The 23,860-nt window shown below is 66.1% G+C and carries 24 protein-coding genes; 16 read left to right on the top strand and 8 right to left on the bottom strand.

Features of this window, described 5'->3' with window-relative positions; translation table 11 throughout:
• Nucleotides 1-27: 27 nt before the first annotated feature.
• The 8 genes from FFI97_RS31460 to FFI97_RS31430 form a co-directional block, all read right to left on the bottom strand.
• Nucleotides 28-468, bottom strand: a complete 441-nt coding sequence (locus FFI97_RS31460; RefSeq protein WP_253252566.1) for a hypothetical protein — start codon at nucleotides 466-468, stop codon at nucleotides 28-30.
• A 16-nt stretch (nucleotides 469-484) separates the two neighbouring features.
• On the bottom strand, nucleotides 485-664 hold the full coding sequence (locus FFI97_RS31455; RefSeq protein ID WP_139700597.1) for a hypothetical protein: 180 nt from the start codon (nucleotides 662-664) through the stop codon (nucleotides 485-487).
• Entirely contained in the window at nucleotides 661-1,281 is a 621-nt protein-coding gene (locus tag FFI97_RS31450; RefSeq protein WP_095950404.1) for a DUF3164 family protein, read from the bottom strand. The genes FFI97_RS31455 and FFI97_RS31450 overlap by 4 nt, the downstream gene beginning before the upstream one ends.
• A gap of 11 nt (nucleotides 1,282-1,292) precedes the next feature.
• A complete protein-coding gene (locus tag FFI97_RS31445) occupies nucleotides 1,293-1,679 on the bottom strand; it encodes a hypothetical protein (RefSeq protein WP_139700595.1) in 387 nt (128 codons plus the stop codon).
• Nucleotides 1,676-2,101, bottom strand: a complete 426-nt coding sequence (locus tag FFI97_RS31440) for a hypothetical protein (protein ID WP_139700593.1) — start codon at nucleotides 2,099-2,101, stop codon at nucleotides 1,676-1,678. Before FFI97_RS31440 ends, FFI97_RS31445 begins: the two co-directional genes overlap by 4 nt.
• A complete protein-coding gene (locus tag FFI97_RS31435) occupies nucleotides 2,098-2,517 on the bottom strand; it encodes a hypothetical protein (protein ID WP_144004552.1) in 420 nt (139 codons plus the stop codon). Before FFI97_RS31435 ends, FFI97_RS31440 begins: the two co-directional genes overlap by 4 nt.
• Nucleotides 2,517-2,669, bottom strand: coding sequence for a hypothetical protein (locus tag FFI97_RS33730; protein WP_185993763.1), 153 nt, complete (start codon nucleotides 2,667-2,669; stop codon nucleotides 2,517-2,519). The genes FFI97_RS31435 and FFI97_RS33730 overlap by 1 nt, the downstream gene beginning before the upstream one ends.
• A 112-nt stretch (nucleotides 2,670-2,781) precedes the next feature.
• Complete coding sequence (locus FFI97_RS31430; protein WP_139700824.1) at nucleotides 2,782-3,045, bottom strand: helix-turn-helix domain-containing protein; 264 nt, start codon at nucleotides 3,043-3,045, stop codon at nucleotides 2,782-2,784.
• Between the two features lie 167 nt (nucleotides 3,046-3,212).
• Between FFI97_RS31430 and FFI97_RS31425 the strand changes: the two genes are divergently transcribed.
• The 16 genes from FFI97_RS31425 to xylF all read left to right on the top strand — a co-directional run bounded on the left by FFI97_RS31425 (nucleotide 3,213) and on the right by xylF (nucleotide 23,804).
• Nucleotides 3,213-3,935: an XRE family transcriptional regulator gene (locus tag FFI97_RS31425; RefSeq protein ID WP_221937729.1), complete on the top strand. Its 723-nt coding sequence runs from the start codon at nucleotides 3,213-3,215 to the stop codon at nucleotides 3,933-3,935.
• Nucleotides 3,936-4,049: 114 nt separating this feature from the next.
• Entirely contained in the window at nucleotides 4,050-4,625 is a 576-nt protein-coding gene (locus tag FFI97_RS31420; protein WP_095950431.1) for a lysozyme, read from the top strand.
• Complete coding sequence (locus tag FFI97_RS34210; protein ID WP_260685236.1) at nucleotides 4,622-5,272, top strand: hypothetical protein; 651 nt, start codon at nucleotides 4,622-4,624, stop codon at nucleotides 5,270-5,272. Before FFI97_RS31420 ends, FFI97_RS34210 begins: the two co-directional genes overlap by 4 nt.
• Nucleotides 5,269-5,541, top strand: coding sequence for a hypothetical protein (locus FFI97_RS31415; RefSeq protein ID WP_235944287.1), 273 nt, complete (start codon nucleotides 5,269-5,271; stop codon nucleotides 5,539-5,541). Before FFI97_RS34210 ends, FFI97_RS31415 begins: the two co-directional genes overlap by 4 nt.
• Before the next feature lie 174 nt (nucleotides 5,542-5,715).
• Nucleotides 5,716-6,195, top strand: coding sequence for a hypothetical protein (locus FFI97_RS31410; RefSeq protein ID WP_139700590.1), 480 nt, complete (start codon nucleotides 5,716-5,718; stop codon nucleotides 6,193-6,195).
• 62 nt (nucleotides 6,196-6,257) lie between these two features.
• A complete protein-coding gene (locus FFI97_RS31405) occupies nucleotides 6,258-7,187 on the top strand; it encodes a hypothetical protein (protein ID WP_139700588.1) in 930 nt (309 codons plus the stop codon).
• Between the two features lie 67 nt (nucleotides 7,188-7,254).
• Nucleotides 7,255-7,605, top strand: a complete 351-nt coding sequence (locus FFI97_RS31400; protein ID WP_095950412.1) for a hypothetical protein — start codon at nucleotides 7,255-7,257, stop codon at nucleotides 7,603-7,605.
• Between the two features lie 17 nt (nucleotides 7,606-7,622).
• Nucleotides 7,623-7,973, top strand: coding sequence for a DUF1799 domain-containing protein (locus FFI97_RS31395; protein WP_139700586.1), 351 nt, complete (start codon nucleotides 7,623-7,625; stop codon nucleotides 7,971-7,973).
• 119 nt (nucleotides 7,974-8,092) lie between these two features.
• Nucleotides 8,093-10,792 carry a phage tail tape measure protein gene (locus FFI97_RS31390; protein ID WP_185993762.1) on the top strand — a complete coding sequence of 900 codons (2,700 nt, stop codon included), beginning with the start codon at nucleotides 8,093-8,095 and terminating at the stop codon, nucleotides 10,790-10,792.
• Complete coding sequence (locus FFI97_RS31385; RefSeq protein WP_139700583.1) at nucleotides 10,789-11,412, top strand: hypothetical protein; 624 nt, start codon at nucleotides 10,789-10,791, stop codon at nucleotides 11,410-11,412. Before FFI97_RS31390 ends, FFI97_RS31385 begins: the two co-directional genes overlap by 4 nt.
• Complete coding sequence (locus tag FFI97_RS31380; protein WP_139700581.1) at nucleotides 11,409-12,032, top strand: hypothetical protein; 624 nt, start codon at nucleotides 11,409-11,411, stop codon at nucleotides 12,030-12,032. The genes FFI97_RS31385 and FFI97_RS31380 overlap by 4 nt, the downstream gene beginning before the upstream one ends.
• Nucleotides 12,029-12,445, top strand: coding sequence for a DUF6950 family protein (locus FFI97_RS31375; protein WP_139700579.1), 417 nt, complete (start codon nucleotides 12,029-12,031; stop codon nucleotides 12,443-12,445). Before FFI97_RS31380 ends, FFI97_RS31375 begins: the two co-directional genes overlap by 4 nt.
• Before the next feature lie 155 nt (nucleotides 12,446-12,600).
• The gene (locus FFI97_RS31370) at nucleotides 12,601-19,284 is read left to right on the top strand and encodes a hypothetical protein (protein ID WP_139700577.1); all 6,684 of its coding nucleotides are present in this window, start codon (nucleotides 12,601-12,603) and stop codon (nucleotides 19,282-19,284) included.
• A gap of 25 nt (nucleotides 19,285-19,309) precedes the next feature.
• Nucleotides 19,310-19,963 (top strand): DUF4376 domain-containing protein, encoded by a 654-nt coding sequence (locus tag FFI97_RS31365; RefSeq protein ID WP_221937728.1) that lies wholly within the window; start codon nucleotides 19,310-19,312, stop codon nucleotides 19,961-19,963.
• On the top strand, nucleotides 19,960-22,518 hold the full coding sequence (locus FFI97_RS31360) for a hypothetical protein (protein WP_139700573.1): 2,559 nt from the start codon (nucleotides 19,960-19,962) through the stop codon (nucleotides 22,516-22,518). Before FFI97_RS31365 ends, FFI97_RS31360 begins: the two co-directional genes overlap by 4 nt.
• Before the next feature lie 263 nt (nucleotides 22,519-22,781).
• Nucleotides 22,782-23,804 (top strand): D-xylose ABC transporter substrate-binding protein, encoded by a 1,023-nt coding sequence (xylF, locus tag FFI97_RS31355; RefSeq protein ID WP_409574661.1) that lies wholly within the window; start codon nucleotides 22,782-22,784, stop codon nucleotides 23,802-23,804.
• Nucleotides 23,805-23,860: the final 56 nt, after the last annotated feature.

Raw genomic sequence — 23,860 nt, 5'->3', positions numbered from 1 at the left:
GCCGGGCCCTGCCGCCCGGCCTCCGGGTCAGAGCGAAATGTCCGCGACGATGCGCGAGACCTGACGTTCCACGAGGCTGTGTTCCGCGGCCAGCGCGCGGATGGACTTGCCCGTGCTGTAGTCCGTGCGGATCTGTTCGTTGCGGATGGCGTCGAGGGCCCGTTGGGCCTTGGGCAGCACGAAGCGAAGCCCCGTGCCGTCGACGGCGTACTCGGCGCTGAGGGCGCGCAGGTTGTCGAAGCCGATCAGCGCGGCGAACGGATGGTCGGGGGCCGGGTTCGCCGGAATGTAGATCCGCAGGCCGCCGTAGCGCGCGACGAAGGACATGGTGGCCGACAACCCGATCAGGCGGGCGAACTCCCGCAACCGGGGCGGCAGCAGGTCGCGCGCTGGCGCGGCCCTGCGCGGCCACGGCGCGATCGTGTGCGTCGGAAACGGCATGGTGCTGACGAACTCGGGAGGGCTCATGGGGTGGGGCTCCGTTTCAGATGTCGGTGGGGCCGATCTGCACCTTGGCGGGCGGGCGCTCCCGCATCGCCGAGGGTTCGACCAGGCCCGCGGCTTCGAGCTGCGGCCGGCAGGCGTCGCAGGCGATCTCGTGCAGGCTGGCGCCGGGCGCCATGCACCAGGCGCAGAAAGAGGGTTCGGTGATGTGCATGCTCATACGGCGGCCACGTCCAGGTTGATCGGCGTGTACTCGCCGGTGACGTCGTTGCGCTCGTAGAAGCGGATGTAGGGCTTGGTGCTGGCGATGCGCATGCTGTCGCCGATCGCCCTCATCGCCTGCTGCCACTTTGCATCGGCGATGTCGTGCCGGCGCAGGCCGAGCACGCGGGCGGTGCTGATCTTGCCCTGCTGGTCGACGTGGAATGCATCGTTCACCAACACCTTGATGTTGGCGTTGCTGCCCTTGCTCCAGCTCTGGATGCACTCGTCGATGAGCGCCTTGGCCGCCTGCAGCCGTTCGTCGAAGACGACGGTGTCCTGCATCCGGCGTTCCACCTTGTGCTTGCCGTCGAAGCTCACGAGCGTGACGTTGCCCTTGCGGCCGCCCTGCTTCACGTCGTAGGCCGCCAGGCTGCGCTCGATGAAGGCGTGCACCGCGTTCATGGCGGCCACCTTGAAACCGATCAGCGCTGCGCTCTGCTGGCGGGCCTGCTCGCAGAGCTCGCTGACGACGGCATGGCGGTCCTTGTCGATGGGCTTGATCTTCGACACCGGGATCAGCGCGTCGTTGGCGTCTTTCCAGTAACCCGGGTGGTGTGCGATGGCTTCTTGCATGGGATGTCCTCTCAGGAGTTGGCGTTGTTCTTGGGGGTGTCGTTGTCGGAAAGGGCGAGCTGCCCGAGCAGGGCCGCCAGCGACACCTGGCGCAGCCGGCTTTCGATGCGCAGGCCGGAGACGGCACGGCTGCGCAGGTAGCGGCAGGTCTCGTCGAGCTCGGCCGCCGTGGCGGCCATGAAGTAGCCGGTGTCAGGCTTGCCGCAGATGTGCTCGCCCTGCAGCCGCAGCGCGGCGACGTGTTCGCGCGCGCGGCGTTCCTGGGCGGGCGCCGGTGTCGAGCGGCCGGTGATGCGGGCGACGAGATCGCGCACGTGCAGGCCGTGCGCGCGCCCGACGCAGGTCCGCAGTTCGGCCAGCACCTGGGCGGCGGTGAGGGTCGGGTCGGCGCTGCTCATTGCGCGGACCCCCAGTAGCCGAACCGCGTGCCGAGCAGCAGGCTCGGCACCCGCGTGAAGTCAAGCGCGCCCGGCCGCACCACGGGGCTGTGCACGGGCATGTAGACGCTGGTGTCGAGCCGCGTCACGCGGCGCGCCGAGGCCATGCGCTCGGCCACGGGCCCGGGGCCGCATCGCCAGCGCCGCCGGCCGCCGACCGTCACGGCGTGGACGTGGCCGCCGTCCGCCAGCCGCGCCAGTTGCCGGCGAAGCGCCGGGCTGCCCGGCTCGGGCCGGTAGCCCGCGAGGTGGTGCGCCAGCATGCGGTCGAGTTCCCCGGCCGATGCCGTGCCGTGTGCTTCGAGGTGCGCGGCAACGGCCCGTGCGAGTCGCTGCTCCCACGCGCGATCCGTGCGATCTGCCTGGTCCGTGGTGTCGTTCATGCGGGGTGTCCTTCCCTTGCCGTGCGTTGCGGCGGCGTGGCGCCCACGTCGCGCTGAAGCACGTAGCGTTTCAACCCGTCGACGCGGCGCGCGCCGATGCGCACGTCCTTCGGGCGCTGCCGCGACCAGGACAGCATCAGTGCGCCGGCCTGGCGCCGGGTCTCGGCCACGTCGTCGTCCGCATCGCCCAGCAGGCTCGCGGCTTCGTCGGTGGTCAGTGCGCGGCGGATGCGCAGCAGGCGCCACAGGCGTTCGGCGAAAGGGGCGCCGTCGCCCGCCATCGGCTCGGCCGGGGTGTCGTCGGGCGGCGGTGGCGGCGCGGCCGCTTCGGCCTGCGCGTTCGCGATGCGCTGCTCGGCGAGTGCCAGCAAGGCCTTGGCGACGAACCATTCGGAGGAAGAGGCGGTGTCCTGCATCACGCACCTCCTGCCAGTCGTTCGAAGCGCATCGCGCCGTCGAACGCGGTCTTTTTCTCGGTCTTGACGAAGCCTTTTCTCACAGTACATTTCTCCTCGCTCGTGGCACTGCTCAGTTCACTGGCACGCCCGGTGAAGGCTGCAACCTTCATCGGGCACTCTTGAAATCACGCGTTTCTTCTTCCTCCTCCGCACACGCCAGACCCTGGCGAGCCAAGCCGGGCAACCCGGCCAAGTCCCGTACGGTGCGCCCGCTGGCCAGGCTCAGTCCGGCCCTTCGCAGGGAGGCGCCAGCGCATGCGGATTGCGCGTCATCGCAATGCCGCGGTGGCGCGGACGCCGGTAACGGCTGGGCCAGATCGCTTCGGGTTCCAGCGCCAGCGCGCGGGCCACGATGCGCTCCGCCGCAACCCAGGGGCGGTACAGAACTTCATTGATGTGCGCGTATTTGTGTTCTTTGGCCAACTTCGACAGGTTGGTTCCGACCATTGCAAGTGCAGCTTTAACCTGAGCCGGGTGCCAATCCATCGAAAAATCTCGTTTTGTGTTGATGGCCTTGATTATGCACACAAAACAGGTTTTGACAATCTAAAAAAACACGCAGAGCGATATTTCTTGTCGACGAAACACTTTTTGGGTTGAGAAAGTACCTTTGTGTGTTTAATATGTGCGCCTTCGCACAAAGCAGAGTGATCGTGACGTCGCCCACCCCTACCCCTTTCGACGACACCCAGGTGACCGCCCGCGTCAACGAGCTGGCCCTTGCACAGGGTGCGCGGTTGCGGGATCTGCGCAAGCGCAAGGGCCTCACCATCGACGACCTCGCGCAGCGCAGCGGTCTGCACTTCAATACGGTGGGGCGCATCGAGCGGGGCGTCAGCGACGCCAGCCTCGCGCAGCTGTATGTGATGGCCCTGGCGCTGGGCGTCGATCCGGCGGAGCTGAATCCTTTTCAGTCCGCCCAGCCGGCCAGCCCGCTGTCGAACGGGCTCGACGACGAGACCTTCGTGCTGGTGGAACTGCTCGACGTGCGCGTGAGCGCCGGCGGGGGCTCGTACAACGGCTCGCAGGAAGACATGGGCCGCTTCGCGTTCAACCGGGCCTGGATGGCGCGCAAGGGCGTGAAGCCGGCCTATGCCCGCATCGTCCATGCGCGCGGCGACTCGATGGCCGACAAGATCAACAACGGCGACATCCTGCTGGTCGACACCGCCACCAAGTCGCTCGACCAGGACGGCGTGTACGTGATCCAGCTCGACGGCCACGATTACGTGAAGGTGCTGCAGCGCGACTTCTCGACCGGCGGCCTGCAGATCATCAGCTACAACCCCGCCTACAAGCCGCAGGTGCTCAGCGCCGAGCAGGCGGCCGAACTGCACATCAGCGGCCGCGTCGTCTGGCACGGCGGCGAGATCTGACCCGCGCGTTCCCGCGATCGGCGGGCAGGCCAGTGTAGGCAGCGCCCCGCGCGGAAAAGGAGGTTGGCGGATGTCGACCTCAGCCGATCGGCCCCCGCGCCCGACCATCAGGGCATGGGCAATGACATCTTTCGAAGGTTCCGGCGGCGACCTGCGTCCGCCGAAAAAGGGGGCGCGTCCCCGCGCCAACTGCTGACCGTCCTCGCGCTCAGCGCGGCCGGGCTGGTGGGCATCGTCGCGCGCGAGGGCTACAGCGACAAGGCGTACCCCGATCCCGTGCATGGCACCGCGGTGCCGACCATCGGCTTTGGCACCACCGGCGGCGTGCGCATGGGCGACACCACGGCGCCCGTGCCCGCGCTGCAGCGCGCGTTGCGCGATGTGCAGACGTATGAAAGCGCGCTCAAGCAGTGCGTGCAAGTGCCGCTGCACCAACACGAGTACGACGCCTATGTGAGCCTGGCTTACAACATCGGCGCCTTCAACTTCTGCACAGGCGGCCGCGCGGGCCACACCTCGGTGCTGGTGCAGCGGCTCAACCGCGGGGACTACGCAGGCGCATGCGACGCCATCCTTGGCTGGAAGTACGCGGGCAAGACCGATTGCTCCGCGCCCGGCAACAAGACCTGCGGCGGACTCTGGCAAGACCGTCTGCGCCTGCACGCGCAATGCCAGGGGAATGCGCCATGACCTTCGGCACACGACTTTCCGTGATCGCCGTGGCCGTCGGTGCGGGCGCATTGCTGCTCGCCGTCGGTGGATGGGCGGTGCACGACGCAGGCCGCACCAAGGAGCGTGTCCTCTGGCAGGACAAGGAGGCACAGCGCGCCGCGCAATTCGCGAAAGACCTCGAAGCCGAGTACGCGCGCGGGCGCGCCGCATCGACCCGCTACCAGCTCGGCGCCAGCGCCCTGCAGGCCCGCTACTTCACTCTCGAAGGCCCGTTCCATGATCTACGCCGGCGCGTTTCTCTTGTCGTTCCTCCTGCTGTTCCTGATCGCCGCGCTGAGCGGCCTGGCGATCCTGCGCGACCTGTCGCGCCGCGAGCGGACCCGGATGCTGTCGCGCCTGGCGATGCACAGCGCGACCCTGTCGACCGCGGTCATCGCCTCAGCCTTGCTGCTGTCTGGCTGTGGAACAGCGCCCTCGCGGGCACGGACGTTCCCGCCGGTGCCTGCGGACTTGCTGACACCTCCGTCGAAGCCTGTGCTGCTGACGCCGGCCTCACCGTCGACGACGCCTGGGACAACCACCACCTCAACGCGGAATCCTGCGCCGCCGATCGCCTCCGGCATCGCGCGCTGATCGAGTTCATCACAGAAAGGCCCGTCCCATGAGCGACTCCCACGCCCGCGCACAGGAACTGCTGTTGCTCGGCCAGATCCACGGCCTCGTGCAAGCCCTGAAGGAGGGGCAGGACCAGCAGAACCGGCGCATGGACAGCTTCGATGCGCGCTTCGATGCACTCGACGGAAGGCTGCGTGCCGTCGAGCAGCGCGCGGCCGTGTTTGGCGCCGCCTCGGGCGGCGCGATGGCCATCGGCACTGCGCTGCTCATCGAGGCCATCAAACAGTGGTTTCGTGGTGGGGGTCCCGGTGCGAACTGAACGCATGAACGAAGGCGTGCGCCGCCGTCTTTTCGCACCAGGGGCCGACAGATGTCGGCCTTTTGCATTTCGGGCCCGGCCGCGACAGTTGATTCACCAACCAACGCAGCAAACGATGCACACCACTTCCATCCACACGATCTTCACGCCGCAGCATTCGGCCGGAGCCGCGGCATGAGCGGCCTCGACACCCTGCGCGCGGCCATTGTCCAGACGCTGAACGGCGTGCCGCAGATCGGCCGCGTTCACGACCGCGAGCGTTTCGCGAGCGACGAGGCCGCGCTGCGCGCGCTCTACCTTCACACGCTGCCCGGCGGCGCACAGCAGCTGCGCGGCTGGTGGCTGCGCCGTGACGCCACCGAGGAGCGCAGCCTCAATGTCGGGCGCACCCTCAGCGTCGACACCTGGACCTTGCACGGCTACATGGCCGTCGACGACGCCGCTGCTTCGGAGCTCGCCTTCGACGCATTGATCGAGGCCGTGCGCGACACCGTGCGCGCCGATCCGGGCTTCGGCGGTGCATGCGCCCCCAGCCCGATCAAGGACGAGAAAGCCACCGACGGCATGCAGGTCGGCGGCACCGGTGCGGTCAGTTTTTGCGGCGTGCAGTGCCACGGCGCCTCCCTGCAGTTGCGGACCTGGCGCTACCTCTGAGCCAGGCCCCTCTGTTCATTCCCCTCCCTTCATCCATCAACCAACCTACGGAGAACGCCGACATGGCAAAACTCATGCGCAAGATGGCCATCCTGGCCAAGGCTGAAACGGTACGCGGTACCGACGCCCTTCCGACCGGTGCGGCCAACGCCATCCTGGTCAGCGAAGTCACCCTGACCCCCATCGAAGGCGATGTGGTCCAGCGCGACAACGTGCGACCCTACTTCGGCTCGCGCGGCTCCGTGCTGGTGACCCAGTACAGCAAGATCGCCTTCTCGGTCGAGATCGCGGGCGTCGCCGCCGCCGGCGACGTGCCGGCCTATGCCGCGCTCATGCGCGGCTGTGCCATCGCCGTCACCACGGCCGCCGGCGTCAGCACCACCTTCGCACCGGCCACCGACGGCCTCGAGTCGCTCACCATCTACGGCAACGTCGACGGCACCGTCTACAAGATGACCGACGCGCACGGCAACGTGAAGGCCACCATCGACGCCAAGGGCATCCCGAAGTGGCAGTTCGAGTTCACCGGCCTGTTCGTGCCTGCCGCCGATGCACCGCTGCCCACGGCCGACTACACCAAGTTCATGGACCCGCTGGGCGTGAACAAGGCCAACACCACCCTCACGCTCGACGGCCTGGGCGTGGCGGCCAGTGCCTTCAGCTTCGATGCCGGCAACACCGTCGTGAAGCGCGACCTCATGACCGTCGACTCGGTTGAGATCACCGCCCGCGTCTCCACCGGCTCGGTCACCTTCGAGAACACCTCGGTGGCCACCAAGGACTGGATCGGCATGGCGCGTTCGAGCAAGCGCGTGCCCCTGGCCCTCAAGCACGGCCAGGGCGCGACCAACGTGGTCGAGTTCCTCTCGCCGCGCGCGCAGATCGGCAAGCCCACCTACAGCGACGTCGACGGCGTGCAGATGGTCACCGTGCCGCTCGAGTTCGTGCCCAGCGGCTCGGGCAACGACGAGTGGTCGATCGTCGTGCGCTGAGCACGGCCTTCTTCTTCATTCGCTCAAGCACCCAGTCATTCATTCAAGACACAAGGAAGAGAACCCGATGCCCCAGAAGCTCAAGATCGCCGTGAAGCCCACCTTCATCGCCCCCGTGGTGATGCGTGTGCCCGGTGACGGCCAGGTCGAGGAGGTGCGTTTCGACGCCGTCTTCAAACGCCTGTCCAAGACCGACAACGAAACGCTGCAGGCGCGGCTGGACGCGCGCAGCCTCACCGACCGCGAACTGCTCGACATGGTGCTGGCCGACTGGAAGGGCCTGGAGGGCGAAGACAACGCGCCCTTCATCTGCACGCCCGACAACCGTGCCGCCGCAGCCGAGGACTGGCCGACTTTCGAGGCGGCCATTGCCTACAGCTACTTCGAGCACGCGTACCCGGCCGCCGTAAAAAACTGAGGGGCACCGCGCGCTTCGTGCTCGGAGTTGCGCATCGCGTCCATGACGAGCTGGACGACGATCTCCGCAGCCAGTGCGCGTCGCTCGGGCTCGACCCGAAAAAGCTCGTCTCCTCGATGGCGAACGGGGACGGCCCGCCGCCATTCGAGCTGTGGCCGGAACACCAGGAAGCCTTCGAGGTGTTCCACGCCTGCCGCACGCAATGGCGAGTGGTCGCCGGTGCGGCAGGCGCGTGGTTCCAGGGGCTCGACTTCGGTGCGGTCGACGTGGCGATGCGGCGCCTGGGCATTCCGCGTGTGCGCCAGCGTGAAGTGTTCCTGCAGTTGCAGGTGATGGAAGACGAAGGCATTGCGGTGCTGAACGTCTAGCGACAGCGCGGGCCGACGGCCATCGAAGGAGCTTGGGGCCGGCAGATGTCGGCCTTATTTTTTCTTTCTCTCAAACGGACCATACAGACATGGCTGCGACACACCAAATAGGAATCCGGATGACGATGGACGCTTCGTCAATGAATGCGGACCTCTCCCGGGTCCTCAATGAATTTTCGAAGTTTGTCGAAAGAATCTCCAGTGGAGCGAGTCAGGCGGAAGAAGCCAAGGCCAAGGCCGCAGCCTCTGCCAAAGAGGTCGCCTCATCCTTTCAAAGCCTGCTTTCGAGCATCCAGGGCGGTCAATCGCCTTTGACATCGCTGGTGGGAGAGGGAACCAAGCTCATTTCCACCTTTGGTGGCATTGGACCGGCTGCCGGGGCGGTGGGTGGCTACATCAAGGGCTTGCTGTCTCCCCTCAGCTTGGCAACACAAGCCGTCGTCACGCTCACTGACGCCTATGTGCAGGGCAGCAAAGAGGCGACAAGCTACGCCAACGCGAGAATCCTTTCCGGCAACTACGCGGGTCAGACGAACGATCAACTCCAGACCAAAGCCGTGGAGATCGCGGGAACGAAAGGCACGCAGTCGCGAGCTGCCGAAGCCCTGACGGCGGCGGTCGGGACCGGAAAGATCGGCGGTGAAGTCCTGAGCGAAGTGGCGGGCGCCACCGCGGAAATGAACCGCGTGCTCGGAACTGCGATCAGCGAGGCCACGGAGAACTTCGTCAAGCTTGCGAATGAGCCATCCAAAGCATCTGCCAGCCTCAACGAGACTTATCACTACCTGAACGCGAGCACGTACGAGCGAATCAAGGCGTTGGAAGACCAGGGCCGCAAGGAAGACGCTGCAGCTTTGGCTCAGAAGTCCTTCGCCGATGCCATGAGCCAACGGACACAGCAGGTGGTTGGCAATCTCGGCACCATGGACCGTGCGTGGATGGGCATCATCGGCACCATCAATCGCGCCAGCGACGCCATTCGCAACATCGGTCGAGCCGAGCCGATGCAAAAGAAGATCGATGAGGTTTCGGAGCAGATTGAGCGCTACCGCAAGCGCAATGGAGACGACAGTGGCACGTTCGCCGAAACGGGTGGCGGGGCCGCTGTGGGGGTTCCCAAGAAGAACAACATCGAGACACTGAGGCTGAAGCAGTCGATGCTGCAGGACGATCTGCGGCTGAACAGTAGGGATGCAACTCTTCAAGGGGAGCGCGCTCGCGTCGATCAGAAAGGCATCCAGGCGGGCGAAGCGTTGAAAGAGCTCCGTGCTCGATTCAACAAGAAGGATGAAGCGGCTGCAGCCGTCGATCTGTATAGAAAGAGCATTGTCGATGCCAAGGCCGCAAGGCTCTCAGTGCCGAGTGCGGTCGAGCAAGAAAGAGAAGTCGCAGAGCTCAAGAAATCCTTCGCCCCCAAAGGGGAATCCACAGGTATCAATCGTGCCGAAGATGAAGGTCTCCGAGCCGGCGTTGAAGCCGTACGCGAGGCGTACAGCACCAAAGCAAGGGAGACAGCAGAAGGTCTCAAGAAGATCGACAGTCTGCGAAAGCAGGACCTGCTGACCGACTACGACGTCGTTCGCCGCAAACGAGATCTTCGCCTGCAAGACCTGAAAGACCAGGAAGACGCCATCCAGGCCGAACTGCGCTTGTTGGGTTCCAAGAAAGGGTCGACTGCTGACAGGCAGAAGCTGGAAGTTCGTTCGAAGGCTGTCGAGCAGCAACGCCAATTCGTCAATGACGATGCCGAAAGGTCGTATGCGGAGCTGGACGCAACGCCGCGAAACGCGGTGCTCAAAACTTCGCAGCAGGCCACCGAAAAAATCCGCGAGCAGACGCGCGCCTTGGAAGAGCAGAACGCCATGTACGGCCTGTCCAAGGAAGAGATTCAGAAGCTGAACATTGCGCAACTGGAGCGGCAGGTCACGGAGCTCGATGCCACCGAGAACGTCGACCCCGCGTACATCCAGTCCCTGCGTGATCGCCTGAGCGCGGAGCAAGACTTGCTGCAGGTCACTCAAAGATCTCAAAGCCTGAAAACCACCGAAGAGAAGCAGAAGAAGGAGAAGGAAAAGGACGAGGAAAAGTCAAAGAAGATGGCCGGCGAAATCGGTGGCGTGTTCCGCGACGGCTTCGTGAATCTCCTGGAAGGCGGCGGTCGGGATGCCATAGACAAGATGGGCGAAGGGCTCAAGAAGAAGCTCGTGCAGTCGCTGGCCGATGCGTTCTACGACGCAACGCTGAAGGACGCGGTGGACGGCTTCTCCAAATGGTTGTCGGGCTCGCTCAAGAACGCGATGTCCGGCGGGGACGGTGCCAAGTCCGGTGGTGGTTCCTTGTCGGGGCTTGGAGGCATTCTGGGTGCCGTCTCTGGCCTGTTCGGCGGGTTTTCGGGGTCTACGGCCGCCGGGCTCGCGAACACGTTCGGCGGGAGCGATCCGCTCGGGTTCATGGTCAACGCAATGGGCTTGGTCAAGAGCGCCAACGGCAACGTCTTCGCCTCCCCCGGCCTGCACGCCTACGCCAACAGCGTGGTCGGCAAGCCCACCTTCTTCCCCTTCGCCAACGGCATCGGCCTCATGGGCGAGGCCGGGCCCGAAGCCATCATGCCCTTGCGCCGTGGTTCCGACGGCCGCCTTGGCGTGAGCGCTCAAGGTGCGAGTGGCGGCGGCGCGCTGCACTACGCACCCTCCACTGTCTTCCACATCGATTCGAGGTCCGATCGCGGCGCCGTGATGGCTGATCTGGACCGTGCACTTCAAGCAAACAACCAAGGCCAAATGGAACAACTCAAGCGTATGCGGGTGGTGCCCCAATGAGCATCATCACCTTGCCCCCCACCCTGCCTGTCAAGCGGCAGGACTTCGGCATCCAGACCTTCGACCTGAGCTTCAGCAGTGGCGACACCGGCTCGTCGCAGGTCGCCGTGCTGGCACCGCCGCGCCGTACCTGTGCGCTCGTGAGCGAAGAGCGCATCCCGCTGATGAACGAGGCCGCGATGTGGCGCAGCCTGGTGCATGCGCTGCGCGGCCAGGTCAACGTGCTCGCGGTCAGCGACATGTTGCAGCCGGCCCCGCGCGGTAGCGCGCGGGGCACATGGACGGCATTGGCCGCCGCGGCGGGTGCGTCGTCGCTGTCGATCCAGATGGGGGCGGCCCAGGCCGGCAAGACCCTGCTGCAGGGCGACTGGATCGGCGTCAACCAGGGATCGATCCAGCGACAGCTGCTGCATGTGCAGGCCGATGCCGTGGCGAACGCGTCGGGGCTGATCGTGGTGTCGGTCGAGCCGGTGTTGCGCGTGGCCGTGGCCGCCGGCAGCGCCGTGGTCTGGGATCGTCCGACCTGCCTCATGCGCAAGGTCGATGCCAAGAACAACTGGTCGTCGGAGTCACGCACGCAGGGCGGCTTCAGCCTCGATCTCATGGAGTCCTGGGAATGACAGTCACCACCAACAGCGGCTTTCAGGCCACCGCCAGCGCCGCCGCCTATGGCGAACTCGCACTGGTCGAACTGCAACTGCGCTCGGGCACGGCGCGCTTCACGAACTGGCCGCTCAGCGTCCAGGTCATGGGCGAGACCTGGCAGGGCGTGGGCAACCTCGGCTCCATCGGCGAGCTGCACGAGAGCGAAGACGGTGCGGCCGAGAAGCTCACGCTGACGCTCTCGCCGGTGGACATCGGAACGCGTGCCTTGGCTCTGGGCGATCCCGCCGACTACCAGGACCGTCGTGTGCGGGTCTGGATCGCCATGCTCGATGCCAACACGCTGCAGATCACCGGCGCGCCCGTGCTGCGCTTCGTCGGCGTGATGGACCAGATGAAGATCGCTCGCGATGGCAACAACGCCTCGATCAGCATGGACTGCCGCACCGCCAGCTACGACGTGCGCAGCAATCCCGCCGCGCTGCGCATGAACAACGCGCAGCACCAGGCACGGCATCCGGGTGAGCTGGGTTTCGTCTATCTCACCAGCCTGATCGGCAACCCGGCCGTCTGGGTCGGCAAGTGGCTGCAGGCCAATCTTCAATATCGACAGAACCTGGGTGTGCACAGCAAATGAGCATTGATCTCGACACTTTCATCGACGCGCGACGCCACATCGGCTTCGCCTACTTCGAGCACGACTGCGCGACCATTGCAGCGGATTGGGTGCGTGAGCAACGCGGAACCGACCCGCTCGAGCCGCTGCGCGCGCAAGGCGGCGCGTTGGCGCCCAAGAGGCTGCTGACGGCGCTCAGGCACGTGCGTGCGGTCGGCGGCTTTCAAGCCGCTGCATCCACCCTTCTCGGGCCGGCGCTGCCCGGCCTGCGGGCTCAACGCGGAGACGTGGTGCTGGCACGAAGCGGTGGCCGTGTGGGCCGTGTGTCGGGCCACAGTTTCGGCATCTGCACCGGCTCGAACATCGTGGCGCCTGGCAAGGATCGCCTCCAATTTTTGCCTTTGACGGCGGGGGTGGCAGCATGGCGCGTCTGATTCGCTTTTTCCTGGTCCTTGGCGCCCTTCTGGGCGTCTGTACCGCTGCAATGGCGGATCCTGTGAGCTTCTTTACGGCAATCGGTACGGCTGTTGGCGCCAGCGCAGGGGCCGCGGCCGCGGTTGGCGGATTGATCGTCAGCACCGCGATTTCCATGGTCAGCAATGCCTACGCGTCCTCGCAGGCCAAGAAGAAGGCGCGACAAGCCGCTGCCCGCAAGTTCGCGGAAGACGTGGCCAACCTGCGTGACCGTACGGCCACGCTGGTCAGTTCCGAAGCGCCTTGGGCCACGGTCTACGGCGCGCCCGCACGTGTCGGCGGATCCATCGTTGCGGTGCTCGACAGCGGGCCGATGGCTCAGTTCAAGCACATCGTGATGGTCTTCGCCTCGCACGAATGCGAGGCGATCGACGAGATCTTCATCGACGGCACATCGGTGGGGCGGCCCAATGAGTTCGGTTGGACCGACGGCTCGGAATTCCAGATGCCACCGCTGTTCACGGGCTGGCCTTCGGAAGGCCCGGCAGTGAACGTGCAGTTCCACACGTCGCCTGGCGGCGTGGACACAGCCGATGCGTTCCTTCGCTGGAATGTCGACCAGACCCTTCCAGGCGCCAATCTCTGGACGGAGCAGCACAAGCTGAGCGGCTGCACCTATGCCGTGGTGACGCTCAACATGCTGTTCGAGCGCTTCCAGGGCGGCCTTCCCGAGATCACGGCCAGGCTGCGCGGCAAGAAGGTCTACGACCCCCGCACCGGCCAGACCGCCTACTCGCGCAACCCGGCGCTGTGCCTGGCCGACTTCCTTCGCTCGGAGACCGGCTACCTCGCAGCTGCCGATCAGATCGACGAAAACGCGCTGATTGCAGCGGCCAATGCCTGCGACCAGGAGGTCTACAGTGCCGTCGATGCCGTCAACCACGGTGGCTCCAAGGCACGGTATGTCTGCGACGGCATGTTCCGTTCGGACCAGGACCGCGAGTCGACACGGCAACAGCTCGAGGATTCGATGGCGGGCTTCAGCCTCGAATCGGGTGGTGTCTGGCGCATCCAGGCCGGTGCCTGGTCGACACCGGTGCTCAACCTCACTGACGAGGACATGCTGGCGCCCACGGCCGTGATGCAAACCGCCAACCCTGGCGCGAGCCGCTTCAATGGCATGCGCGGCACCTATGTCAACGCGGCGCGCAACGGGGTGAGCGAAGACTTCACGCCCTACCAGAACCAGGCCTTCCGTGCGCTCGACGCCAAGGACAAGTTCACCGACATGGCGCTGGCCTTCACGACCTCGCATGTGCGCTGCCACCAGATCGCCCGCGTGGTGGTCGAGCAGAGCCGCGGCGGCTTCGTGCTGCGCATCCATCCGAAGATGCTGGCCTGGCATCTGCAGCCCGGCGACCGCATCGTGCTCTCGAGCGCGCTGTACGGCTTCACCAACAAGACCTTCCGCGTCACCGACTGGACCTACGCGCGCAACGCACCGCTGTCGCTGCTCGTGATCGAGGACGTGCCGGCCTACTACGACCTGGCCGACGAGGTGCTGGCCGACGCGGCGCCGAACACCAACCTGCCGAGCCCGTTCCTGCAACCGCAGGCACCGTTCGACTTCAAGGTGGAAAGCGGCCCGTCGCAGATGTCGCTGCAGGACGGCGGCATGGTGGCGCGCGCCCGCGTCTCGTGGGCGAAATCGAACGAGCTCAACATCCTGAAGAGCGGCGCGGTCGAGGTGCAATGGCGCTCGCTGGCACCGGTGAGCGACTGGCACTCGTCGCAACTGCCGGGCGATGCCACCGAGACCTTCCTGCTGGGACTGTCGGTGCGCAGCCTCTACCAGGTGCGTGCGCGCTTTCGAACGCCCTACGCATCGAGCCCGTGGGCCACGGCCGAGCACACGCTGGTCGGCAAGGGCGGCGTGCCTGGCGACGTGGCGGGGCTCACACTCGACGTGACCGACGCCGGCATCGTCGCCACCTGGGGTCAGCCGATCGGGCTCGACCTGCTCGACTGGAGCACGACCCGCGTGCGCATCGGCGCCAGCTGGGAGCTGGCCGACGAGGTGTTCTCCGCCAAGGGCGTGGCGGCCAACCTCGGATGGCTGCGCGCCGGCACCCAGCGTGTCTGGGCTTCGCACGGCAGCACGGCCAACCAATGGTCGGTGCCGGTCTCCGCGTCCATCGACATCGCGGCGCCCGCGCAGCCGATCGTGAACGGCACTGTCTGGCGCAACGAGATCGACCTGGCCTGGCAGGACTGCAAGACCATGCAGCCGATCGCGTACTACGAGCTGCGCCGGGGCGCCACGCTCGAGACTTCCGAAGAGATCGGACGCACGGCTGAGCGGACCTTCGTTCGCACCGAAGCCACGGGCAGCTGGCGCTACTGGGTGCGCGCCGTCGATGCCGGCGGCAACGGCAGTGCGGCCGCGTATGTGCAACTCACGGTGCTGCCCGGCATCGACGAAGCGCTGGAAGAACTCGAAAAGGGCCTGAACGAGGCCGTCGACGAACTCAAGGCCGTCGACCAGGCGCAGGGCCAGGCGCTGACGAAGGAAACGCAGGATCGCGCGCAGGCCCTGAGCGCCGAAGCGGCTGCGCGAGCGGCTGCCCTTGCGGCAGAAACGGCCGCGCGCTCGGCGGCGTTGGTGTCCGAGGCCCAGCAGCGAACGCAGCAGGTCACGCAGGTGACGAATGCGCTCACCGCCGAAGCCACCACCCGCGCTGCGGCCGACCAGGCCGAGATCACGGCACGTGTGGCGGCCGTCTCACAGGAGGTGGCCGACCGGAAGGCGGCAGTGACGGCCGAGGCCAGCACCCGCGCCACGGCGATCACCGCCGAACAGAGCGCGCGGGCGGCGGCGCTGCTTGCCGAAACCAATGCCCGCAGCGCCGCGATCGCGGACGAGGCCACGGCGCGGCAGACCGCGGACGAGTCGCTGTCGTCACGCCTCACGACGCTGAACGCATCGTTGAGCACCGCGCAGGCGGCACTGCAGACCGAGGCCACGACGCGCGCCAGCGCCGATGCAGCGGAAGCATCGGCACGCCAGCAACTGGCCACGCAGCTGCAGGCTGCCGACGCATCGCTGACTGCCGCCATTGGCAACGAAGCCTCGGCGCGCAGTGCCGCGGACGCGGCCGAGGCCCGCAGCCGCGAGTCGCTCACGGTCGCGCTGGTCGGCGCGACGGACCTCGCCGCCACCTTGGCCTACGTGGATGGCGCGTCGCTGGACATCGGGTTTGCCGAGCAGAGCTACGGCGTCTGGCAGGCGCCGGCGCTGGGGCAGGTGGGCAGCGGCCTGATCGCCGAAGAGCGCCAGGCCCGAGTGGCGGCTGACGCCGCCGAAGTCAGCGCGCGCGAGACGCTGCAGGCGCAGCTCACCGGTGGCTACGGCGGGTCGGACCTGTCGCAGGTGGTCAGTGGCCTGATCTACCAGGAGCGCAGTGCGCGCGCCACGAGCGACGAAGCCCTGGCGCAGCAGATCACGTTGATCTCGGCAGGCGTGGGCGAGCAGTTCGACTACGCAAAGATCTGGTACTTCGATTCCGGCCTGGAGGCCTGGACGGGCAACGGCACGCCCTCGGTGGCAGCGGGGTGGATCCGCCCCGCCAACCATGCGACCGATCCCTTCATCGTGTCGCCTGTGGGCATTGCCGCGAACGGTTCGACCTACGGCCAGATCCGCATGCGTGTGCGCAAGGTCGGTGCGCCCGCATGGGACGGCGCGCTGTCCTGGCGCGCAGCGAGCGACAGCGGCTTCGATGCGTCGCGGCGTGTGACGATGACGGAGCCGACCTACGACGGCGCAGGCATCGGCATGGTCACGGTCAGCCCCGGCTGGGATGTGACCATCGATCAGCTCCGGATCGAGCTGTCGGCGGCGCAGACTGCCACGGCGTACTTCGAGATCGACTGGGTCGCCATCGGACGTCCGTCGCCGGGTGCTTCGAACGCCGCGCTGCAGAGCGAGATCGCTGCGCGTGCGAGTGCGGACGCCGCGGAAGTCTCGGCGCGCGAGAACCTCGCAACGCAACTGCGCGGCGCCTACAACGGCAACGACATCGGCGCACTGAGCTCGGGCCTCCTGGCATCGGAGCGCGATGCACGGGTGAGCGCGGACAGCGCCGAGGTCACGGCCCGGCAACAGCTGGCAGCCACGGTGACCAGCAACAAGACGAGCGCGGATGCCGCGCTCGTGGCGGAGCAGACGGCACGCGCCAACGCCGATGCCGCCGAGGTCACGGCCCGCCAGGCACTGGCCGCGACCGTGGCCGGAAACTTGGCCACCGTCAATGCCGCGATCAACGCCGAACAGAGCGCGCGGGCCACGGCGGACACGGCGGAAGTCACGGCGCGCGAATCGTTGGCCACGCAGGTGCGCGGTGCCTACACCGGCACGGACGTGGGGGCTGTCAGCTCGGGCCTGGTCTACAGCGAGCGCCAGGCACGCATCGCCGCCGACAACGCGGAGATCACGGCCCGCACGGCGCTGGCGGCCACGGTCGCGAGCAACAAGACCAGCGCCGATGCCGCGCTGGTGACCGAGCAGAGCGTGCGCGCCACCGCCGACACGGCCAATGCCAATGCGATCACCGCCTTGCAGGCGACGGTCACGGGCAATGCCACGGCCGGCTCCGCAGCGCTGCAGGCCGAGGCGGTGGCACGGGCGCAGGCGGACAGCGCAGAGGCGATCCAGCGGCAGGGCTTGTCCGTGGCGCTCACGGGCGTTCCCGATACCTCGGGCAGCCTGGACACGGTGATCGGTGCGTCGCTGGTCAACGACTTCGTGCGCAATGCCTTCGAAGTCTGGGAGAAGCCGACGGGCCCCACGCTCGCCAGCGGCTTGATCTACGAGGAGCGCCAGGCGCGCATCACGGCGGATGCGGCCGAGGTGTCTGCACGGCAAGCGCTCGAAGCGGTCGTCAACACGAACAAGGCGGATGCCGCTGCGGCCGTGACGGCGGAGCAGAGTGCCCGCGTCACCGCGGACACGGCGAACGCCAACGCGATCACGGCGCTGTCGGCCACCGTCAACCACACGACGAACGGCCTGCCGAGCAAGGCCAGCAACACGGCCCTGACCGCATTGACGACGCGCGTCACGAATGCGGAGGGCCTGATCACGTCGCAGGGCGATGCGATCACCAGCATCAACAGCGGGCTGGAGTTGGGACGTGCCGACTCGCAGGCCAGCCTGACGGCGGACGAGAGCCTGGCGAATGCGACGGCATGGCGCAGCCACTACGGCACCAACCTGTCGACGTTCTTCGTCACGACCACGACCGGCAAGGTCGCCACGACGGTGTGCCGGTCGCCTGTGGGGGGCGCGAGCTTCTGGAACTACTCGAAGAGCAAGGTGGTGATCGACCCGGTGCGCACCTATCGCCTCACGGCATGGGTTCGACGCGTGGATGCCAATGGTACGCACTACTGGACCTGGTGGCGCAATACGTTGGGCAACTATGGCAACAGCGGTATCTCACTCGGCAGCCTGCCCAACAACGTCTGGACCCGGATCTCACTGGACCTGCTCGGCAGCGCCTTCGGCGACACCTCGGTCAGCCCCGGTTTTGCCCTGAACCACACGGGCGGCACGACGGGCTACTCGGAGATCCAGGGGTTCCGCTTCGAGGATGTCACGGACAGCCTGCGGATCACCAAGGCGGAGACCACGAAGGCGGATGCCAGCGCGGTCAATGCGCTGACCACGCGAGTCACAAGCGCCGAGGGCTCGATCACGGCCCAGGCCAACGCGATGACTTCGTTGACTGCGACGGTGAACGGCCATACCTCGTCGATCTCGACCAACGCCTCTGCCATCGCAACACTAGATGGCACCGTCAAGTCGCAATGGCGCCTGAACGTCAACGCGGACAAGAAGGTCGCGGGCATGATCCTCAACAACGACGGCACGAAGTCTGAGCTGGTCGTGCTGGTCGACAAGTTCGCCATCGCGCAGGACGGCCCGGGCGGCGTGCCGACGTTCCCTTTCATCGTCGGCAGCATCGGTGGTACGCCTTCGGTCGGGATCAATGGCAACCTGTTCGTTGATGGTGCGATCAAGACCCGCATGATCGATGCCGAGCAGATCCGGGGCACCCACATCAAGGGTGACGAGATCACTGGCGACAAGATCAAGGCGGGCACACTCACGGCCCGAGAGATCAACGTCACCAACTTGGCCGCCAATATCTCGAGACTGAAAGTCATCGAGGGTGGCCAAATGACGATGAGGAGTGACCTTGTCGGCAACGACTGGGGCTTCATTCGCAGCAGCCCCGCAAAGTGGCTGGACGGCAACTGGGGATGGATCTTGGCAAATCACCCGACCAACGGGGTGTTTATCGATATGCAGATGGGCGGGGCCGGCCTGAAGATGCGCTACGACGGGCCGACCAACACCACGGACTTCCGCATGTGGGGGCCAGGTTTCAATCTCGACCCGGGCGGCCTGACGATCAGTCAAGTCAACGTGATCGACACACTGCAGATTCGCGGCGATGCGGTCACCGTGAACCGGATGGGCTGGGCGGACAACGAGGTCAGCGGTGTGGCTGGTGACGGCTACATCGGGGGCGTGTGGGTGTGGGCACATGACTCGCGCGGCACGCGGGTCACGGCCATCGTTTCGGTGGCCGTTGGCGGAGGCGGTCCGGCTCGCGTGATCATCCGTCGCAATGGCGTGCAAGTTTTCGCGGAGACCGTCTTGGGAACAGCGGTCGTAGACATTCCCTCTGGCGACGGTCCCGCCAACTACGAGGCAGCTTTTGCAGGCACTAGCTCCGACTTCCGCACAGTGTTCACGCGGCGTTCGCTGTTGATCCTTGCCACACGTAGATAAAGCCATGACATCCACTCAAGAAACCATGCCCCCCGTCGCCGACGGCCTGCCGGTCCTCGCAACCCTTGCGCTCTACAAGCCGACCGCCGGAAGGCCGACTTCTGGCGAGATCCAGATGACCACCACGGTCGATGAGTCGCGCGTCGAATACGTGGCTCAGATGAGCGGCCTGGCCTACGTGCGGGTCAGCAGTCATCAGACAGGGTACGTGTGCGACGGCGTTGTCGTGCCATACCCCCAGCGGCCAAGCGAGGCACACGTGTTCGACTTCGTGGCCGACACGTGGGTCGACCCCCGCACCCTGGAGCAGCGCAAGGACGCGATGCGCGCCTTGGTCGCACAGCGGCGCTGGGAGGCCGAGACGGGCGGCATCACCATGCCCAATGGCATGCGCGTGCTCACCGGTCGGGCCGACCGAGACAACATCGCGGCGCTGATCCTGACCGCTGAGGCTGCTGGCATCGCCGCGGTCGACTTCAAGGCGGCCAACGGGTGGGGGCATCTGACACTCGAAGAGGTGCGAGAGGTCGCCCGAGCTATCGCCCTGCACGTGCAAGCTTGTTTCAGCGCCGAGCGCGCGCACCACGACGCCATGAAAGACCTCACCGAGGCTGAGATCGACGCCTACGACCTAGCGACCCTCTGGCCCCTCACCCACAACAGCATCGAAACGCAATGACCACCACGCTCACTGAAAAAACATTCGCCGAACTGTTCACCTTCGCAGGGGCAGCACAAGGTACCTTCGTCAATGCACAGGGCTGGATTCAACCGAAGCCGCCGGGCCCCGTGCCGCGTTTCGACCACGACCCCCTCACCAAGGTCGCCAAAGGGCTACTCATCGAGAGCACGCGAACGAATCTGCTTTCCTTCTCGTCGCGATTCGATAGGTCTTCGGCATGGACCCGATCGGGCGCTACGCCGGTCCCGGACGCTGCCATCGCTCCCAATGGGCGATGGGATGCGTGCAAGCTGATCTTGAACAGTACGAACAACGCCGGCAACGGCCACATCTCCCAGAGCATCGCGAAAGCTGCGACCGCGACCACCTATGCGTACTCGTTCTACGCGAAGCCTGCTGGCGCGCTCAACGGGTGGATCTATGCCCGAGGTGCAGCAGGCGTCGACTGCGTCAGCATTCCCTTCAATCTGTCCACGATGGTTGTGTCAGGCGCCGCCTCCGGCGGCTTTGTGGACGTGTCCAAGAGGGTGGTCGATGTTGGCAACGGGTGGCGCAGGGTCGAGATTGTCTTCACGACGGATGCATCCGCAACGCTGGTCGCGGCGATTTATCCCGGCACTGCGTCGGGGAGCGTGGGCAACGGCGTCGACGGTCTCTACATTTGGGGCGCGCAACTCGAGGAGGGGCGATTCCCCAGCTCCTATATCTGCAACGTCGAGGCCCTCTCCGGGCGCGCGTCCATTGGAAGCTACTACGACGCCGATGGTGTCATGCGCTATGCAGGCGCGGGCGTGGCGCGCAATAGCTACGAGCCGTCGAACCTGACGCTGCCGCCCTTGCTGATGGTGGAGGAACAGCGCACGAACATTCTGCTCAAGAGTGGCGACATGCACCTGTCGCCTTGGACGGGCGGCGGGATGTCACGCGTCACGGGAAGGTTGGCGCCCGATGGCACGCTTCGAGCAGTTGAGTTTTCGGGGACGTCCACCACACCCAACACGCAGAGCGCCGTCGCGACAGCGACCGTGATGACGTACTCGATCTATCTGAAGAACGTGTCGAGGACTGCCAACGTGGACCTGTTGCTGCGCAACACTACAACTGCGACGAACGACATCGGCGCAGGCGTGATCCTGCACGGTGCGAATCCGTTGATCTCGGGGGCGGGTTGGGAGATGCGTGATGCGGGCAACGGGTGGTTTCGCTGTATCTACACGTCGAGGATCGCCATCGCGGTGGGCGATGTTCTGACGGTCTACGCAGTGGTTTCTGGACCGCGAGCGGACAACGGGGCCTGCCTGGCCTGGGGTGCCCAGCTCGAAGCCGGTGCGTTCGCCACCAGCTACATCCCGAGCACCGAGACCTTCACCAGCCGCGCATCCATCGGCACCTACTTCGACTCTACGGGTGTGATGAAGACCGCTGCGGCGGGCGCCGCGCGGATGACTTACAACCCCGCCGACCTGACCATCGCACCTTGGCTCATGCAAGAGGTGTCCAGTACGAATCTGCTGGCTGAGAGCGAGTTTCGCAATGGACTTGCGGATGCGTCCGTCAGGATCGGATGCGCGGCGGCGTCCTGGAGCGAGCTGGGGTTCGCGACAGGCATCGCATTCCCTGCGCCGCCGCCGGCCGGCACGTTCGCGTTCTATGCCGCCAAGTCGCCTGTTCTTGCGCCGTCGACCACCTACGTGATTTCCTGTTTCGTGAAGATGGATGACGGCGGAGCGCCCAGCATGCCGGCGTCCGGCGGGGCGGCGGACTTCGCACTCGTCATCGCGAACTCGGCAATTTCCGCCTTTGCCTGCACCATGACCCATGTCGGCGGCGGCGTGTACCGTGTCACCGGCACGCGGACCACCGATGCATCCGTTCCCAGCACTGTGTCGGGTATCTGGAAGTACGGCACCAACAGCGCCCGCACTTTCAAGTTCACGGGCTTGCAGCTGGAACAGGCGTCGTCCGCGTCGAGCTACATCCCGACAACGACGGCGGCAGTGACGCGTCTCGCTGACGGCGCCACTTCAGCAACGACAACCCGACAGGCAGACGCCGCTACCTCCGGGGCAACCACGAGAGCAGGTGATCTCGTCCTCGTCGACGCAAAGAAGGGCTGGTGCAATGCCGCTGAAGGCACCATCTTCATGGAGTTTGGACGGCCGAAAGAGGGAGACACAACGGCAAGGAATCTTGTCGAGATTGGCACAGCGGTCGGAAATCGCGTAGGCATCGGGTTCACTGCATCGGCGCTCGCCTACGCCTACTCGGCTGTCAACGGTCCGTCCGGGCCGAATACGGTCTCGGTCGGACTCCAGGGAACACCTGTTGGGGGCCCGGTCAAGGTCGCCCTCAGCTATGGCGCCGATGGCCTTCGGTTCGCGTGCAACGGCCAACTCCTCAAGGCTGCCCTGCCAACGGTCCCGCCGTTCGCCAACCTTGGCGTTGGAAACCTGTCCTACGGCGGCAGCAATCAACCCTTTTTCCATGTCCGCGCGGTGCGCTACCAGCCGCAGAAGCTCACGGATGCGGAAGTGGTGGCACTGACGGCGTAAGGAAGTAACCCTGGCCGCAGGCCCAGCGCGAAAAAGCGCAATCACACACCAGGCCCCTTCGGGGGCCTTTTTCATGCCCGCTCACGAGTTCCCAGCATCTCCAGGCAATCCTTCTTCGTACTGCCAACCCATCACCCATCCGTGCCTTCGCCCACGTCTCGGGGAATTCCCGGGTGCCCGGAACCCCCCGCCGATGGGATAGTTAGTTCGCCACTCAAACTAACTACCCCGGCACACCGTTCTGAGGAGAGACACCGATGCAACTGACAACGAAACACACCCTGGCCGCCCTGGCGTTCGGTCTCACGGCCGTGGGCGCGATGGCGCAGACCGTGGTCGGCGTGAGCTGGTCCAACTTCCAGGAAGAACGCTGGAAGACCGACGAGGCCGCGATCAAGGCGCAGCTCGAGAAGCTCGGCGCGAAGTACATCAGCGCCGACGCGGGCGGCTCGCCCGAGAAGCAGCTGGGCGACATCGAGGGCCTGATGTCCAAGGGCGCGAAGGCGCTCATCGTGCTGGCGATGGACAAGGACGCGATCCTGCCCGCCGTCACGAAGGCCACGCGGCAGAAGGTGCCGGTGGTGGCGTACGACCGGCTGATCGAGGCGCCGGGCGTGTTCTACATCACCTTCGACAACGTCGAGGTCGGGCGCATGGAGGCGCGCGAGGTGCTCAAGGTCAAGCCCAAGGGCAACTACGTGATCATCAAGGGCTCGCCGAGCGACCCGAACGCTGACTTCCTTCGCGCCGGCCAGCAGGAGGTGCTGGACGCTGCGATCAAGAAGGGCGACATCAAGATCGTCGGCGACGAGTACACCGAAGGCTGGAAGCCCGAGGTCGCGCAGAAGAACATGGAGCAGATCCTCACCAAGAACGGCAACAAGGTCGACGCGGTGGTGGCGGCCAACGACGGCACCGCCGGCGGCGCGGTCGCTGCGCTCACGGCCAAGGGCCTGCGCGGCATTCCGGTGTCGGGCCAGGACGCCGACTTTGCCGCGCTGAACCGCGTGGCGCTGGGCACGCAGACCGCGACGATCTGGAAGGACTCGCGCGAGCTCGGCCGCGAAGCCGCCACGGCGGCGGTCTCGCTGGCGGCCGGCAAGCCGGTCGACAAGGCCGCGCCCTGGGCCGGCGGCGCCAAGAAGCTCTCGCTGTCCTCGCGCCTGCTGACGCCGGTGCCGATCACGCGCGACAACCTCGACGTGATCGTCAAGGCCGGCTGGATCAAGAAGGACGAACTCTGCAAGGGCGTCTCGGGTGCGAACGCGCCCGCGGCCTGCAAGTAACGCCGCAACCAACGGCGCGTTCGGCTTCCCGCTGAGCGCGCCGTTCCATCTCTTCG

The sequence above is a fragment of the Variovorax sp. KBS0712 genome, assembly GCF_006323185.2.
GTDB classification, from domain to species: domain Bacteria; phylum Pseudomonadota; class Gammaproteobacteria; order Burkholderiales; family Burkholderiaceae_C; genus Variovorax; species Variovorax boronicumulans.
This window is presented reverse-complemented; position numbering and strand designations above follow the sequence as displayed.

Bases quoted from the DNA above. Each gene is read 5' to 3' on its own strand.
- FFI97_RS31460 (WP_253252566.1), bottom strand. From the start codon at position 468: ATGAGCCCTCCCGAGTTCGTCAGCACCATGCCGTTTCCGACGCACACG.
- FFI97_RS31455 (WP_139700597.1), bottom strand. From the start codon at position 664: ATGAGCATGCACATCACCGAACCCTCTTTCTGCGCCTGGTGCATGGCG.
- FFI97_RS31450 (WP_095950404.1), bottom strand. From the start codon at position 1,281: ATGCAAGAAGCCATCGCACACCACCCGGGTTACTGGAAAGACGCCAAC.
- FFI97_RS31445 (WP_139700595.1), bottom strand. From the start codon at position 1,679: ATGAGCAGCGCCGACCCGACCCTCACCGCCGCCCAGGTGCTGGCCGAA.
- FFI97_RS31440 (WP_139700593.1), bottom strand. From the start codon at position 2,101: ATGAACGACACCACGGACCAGGCAGATCGCACGGATCGCGCGTGGGAG.
- FFI97_RS31435 (WP_144004552.1), bottom strand. From the start codon at position 2,517: ATGCAGGACACCGCCTCTTCCTCCGAATGGTTCGTCGCCAAGGCCTTG.
- FFI97_RS33730 (WP_185993763.1), bottom strand. From the start codon at position 2,669: ATGAAGGTTGCAGCCTTCACCGGGCGTGCCAGTGAACTGAGCAGTGCC.
- FFI97_RS31430 (WP_139700824.1), bottom strand. From the start codon at position 3,045: ATGGATTGGCACCCGGCTCAGGTTAAAGCTGCACTTGCAATGGTCGGA.
- FFI97_RS31420 (WP_095950431.1), top strand. From the start codon at position 4,050: ATGGGCAATGACATCTTTCGAAGGTTCCGGCGGCGACCTGCGTCCGCC.
- FFI97_RS34210 (WP_260685236.1), top strand. From the start codon at position 4,622: ATGACCTTCGGCACACGACTTTCCGTGATCGCCGTGGCCGTCGGTGCG.
- FFI97_RS31415 (WP_235944287.1), top strand. From the start codon at position 5,269: ATGAGCGACTCCCACGCCCGCGCACAGGAACTGCTGTTGCTCGGCCAG.
- FFI97_RS31410 (WP_139700590.1), top strand. From the start codon at position 5,716: ATGAGCGGCCTCGACACCCTGCGCGCGGCCATTGTCCAGACGCTGAAC.
- FFI97_RS31405 (WP_139700588.1), top strand. From the start codon at position 6,258: ATGGCAAAACTCATGCGCAAGATGGCCATCCTGGCCAAGGCTGAAACG.
- FFI97_RS31400 (WP_095950412.1), top strand. From the start codon at position 7,255: ATGCCCCAGAAGCTCAAGATCGCCGTGAAGCCCACCTTCATCGCCCCC.
- FFI97_RS31390 (WP_185993762.1), top strand. From the start codon at position 8,093: ATGACGATGGACGCTTCGTCAATGAATGCGGACCTCTCCCGGGTCCTC.
- FFI97_RS31385 (WP_139700583.1), top strand. From the start codon at position 10,789: ATGAGCATCATCACCTTGCCCCCCACCCTGCCTGTCAAGCGGCAGGAC.
- FFI97_RS31380 (WP_139700581.1), top strand. From the start codon at position 11,409: ATGACAGTCACCACCAACAGCGGCTTTCAGGCCACCGCCAGCGCCGCC.
- FFI97_RS31375 (WP_139700579.1), top strand. From the start codon at position 12,029: ATGAGCATTGATCTCGACACTTTCATCGACGCGCGACGCCACATCGGC.
- FFI97_RS31370 (WP_139700577.1), top strand. From the start codon at position 12,601: ATGGTCAGCAATGCCTACGCGTCCTCGCAGGCCAAGAAGAAGGCGCGA.
- FFI97_RS31365 (WP_221937728.1), top strand. From the start codon at position 19,310: ATGCCCCCCGTCGCCGACGGCCTGCCGGTCCTCGCAACCCTTGCGCTC.
- FFI97_RS31360 (WP_139700573.1), top strand. From the start codon at position 19,960: ATGACCACCACGCTCACTGAAAAAACATTCGCCGAACTGTTCACCTTC.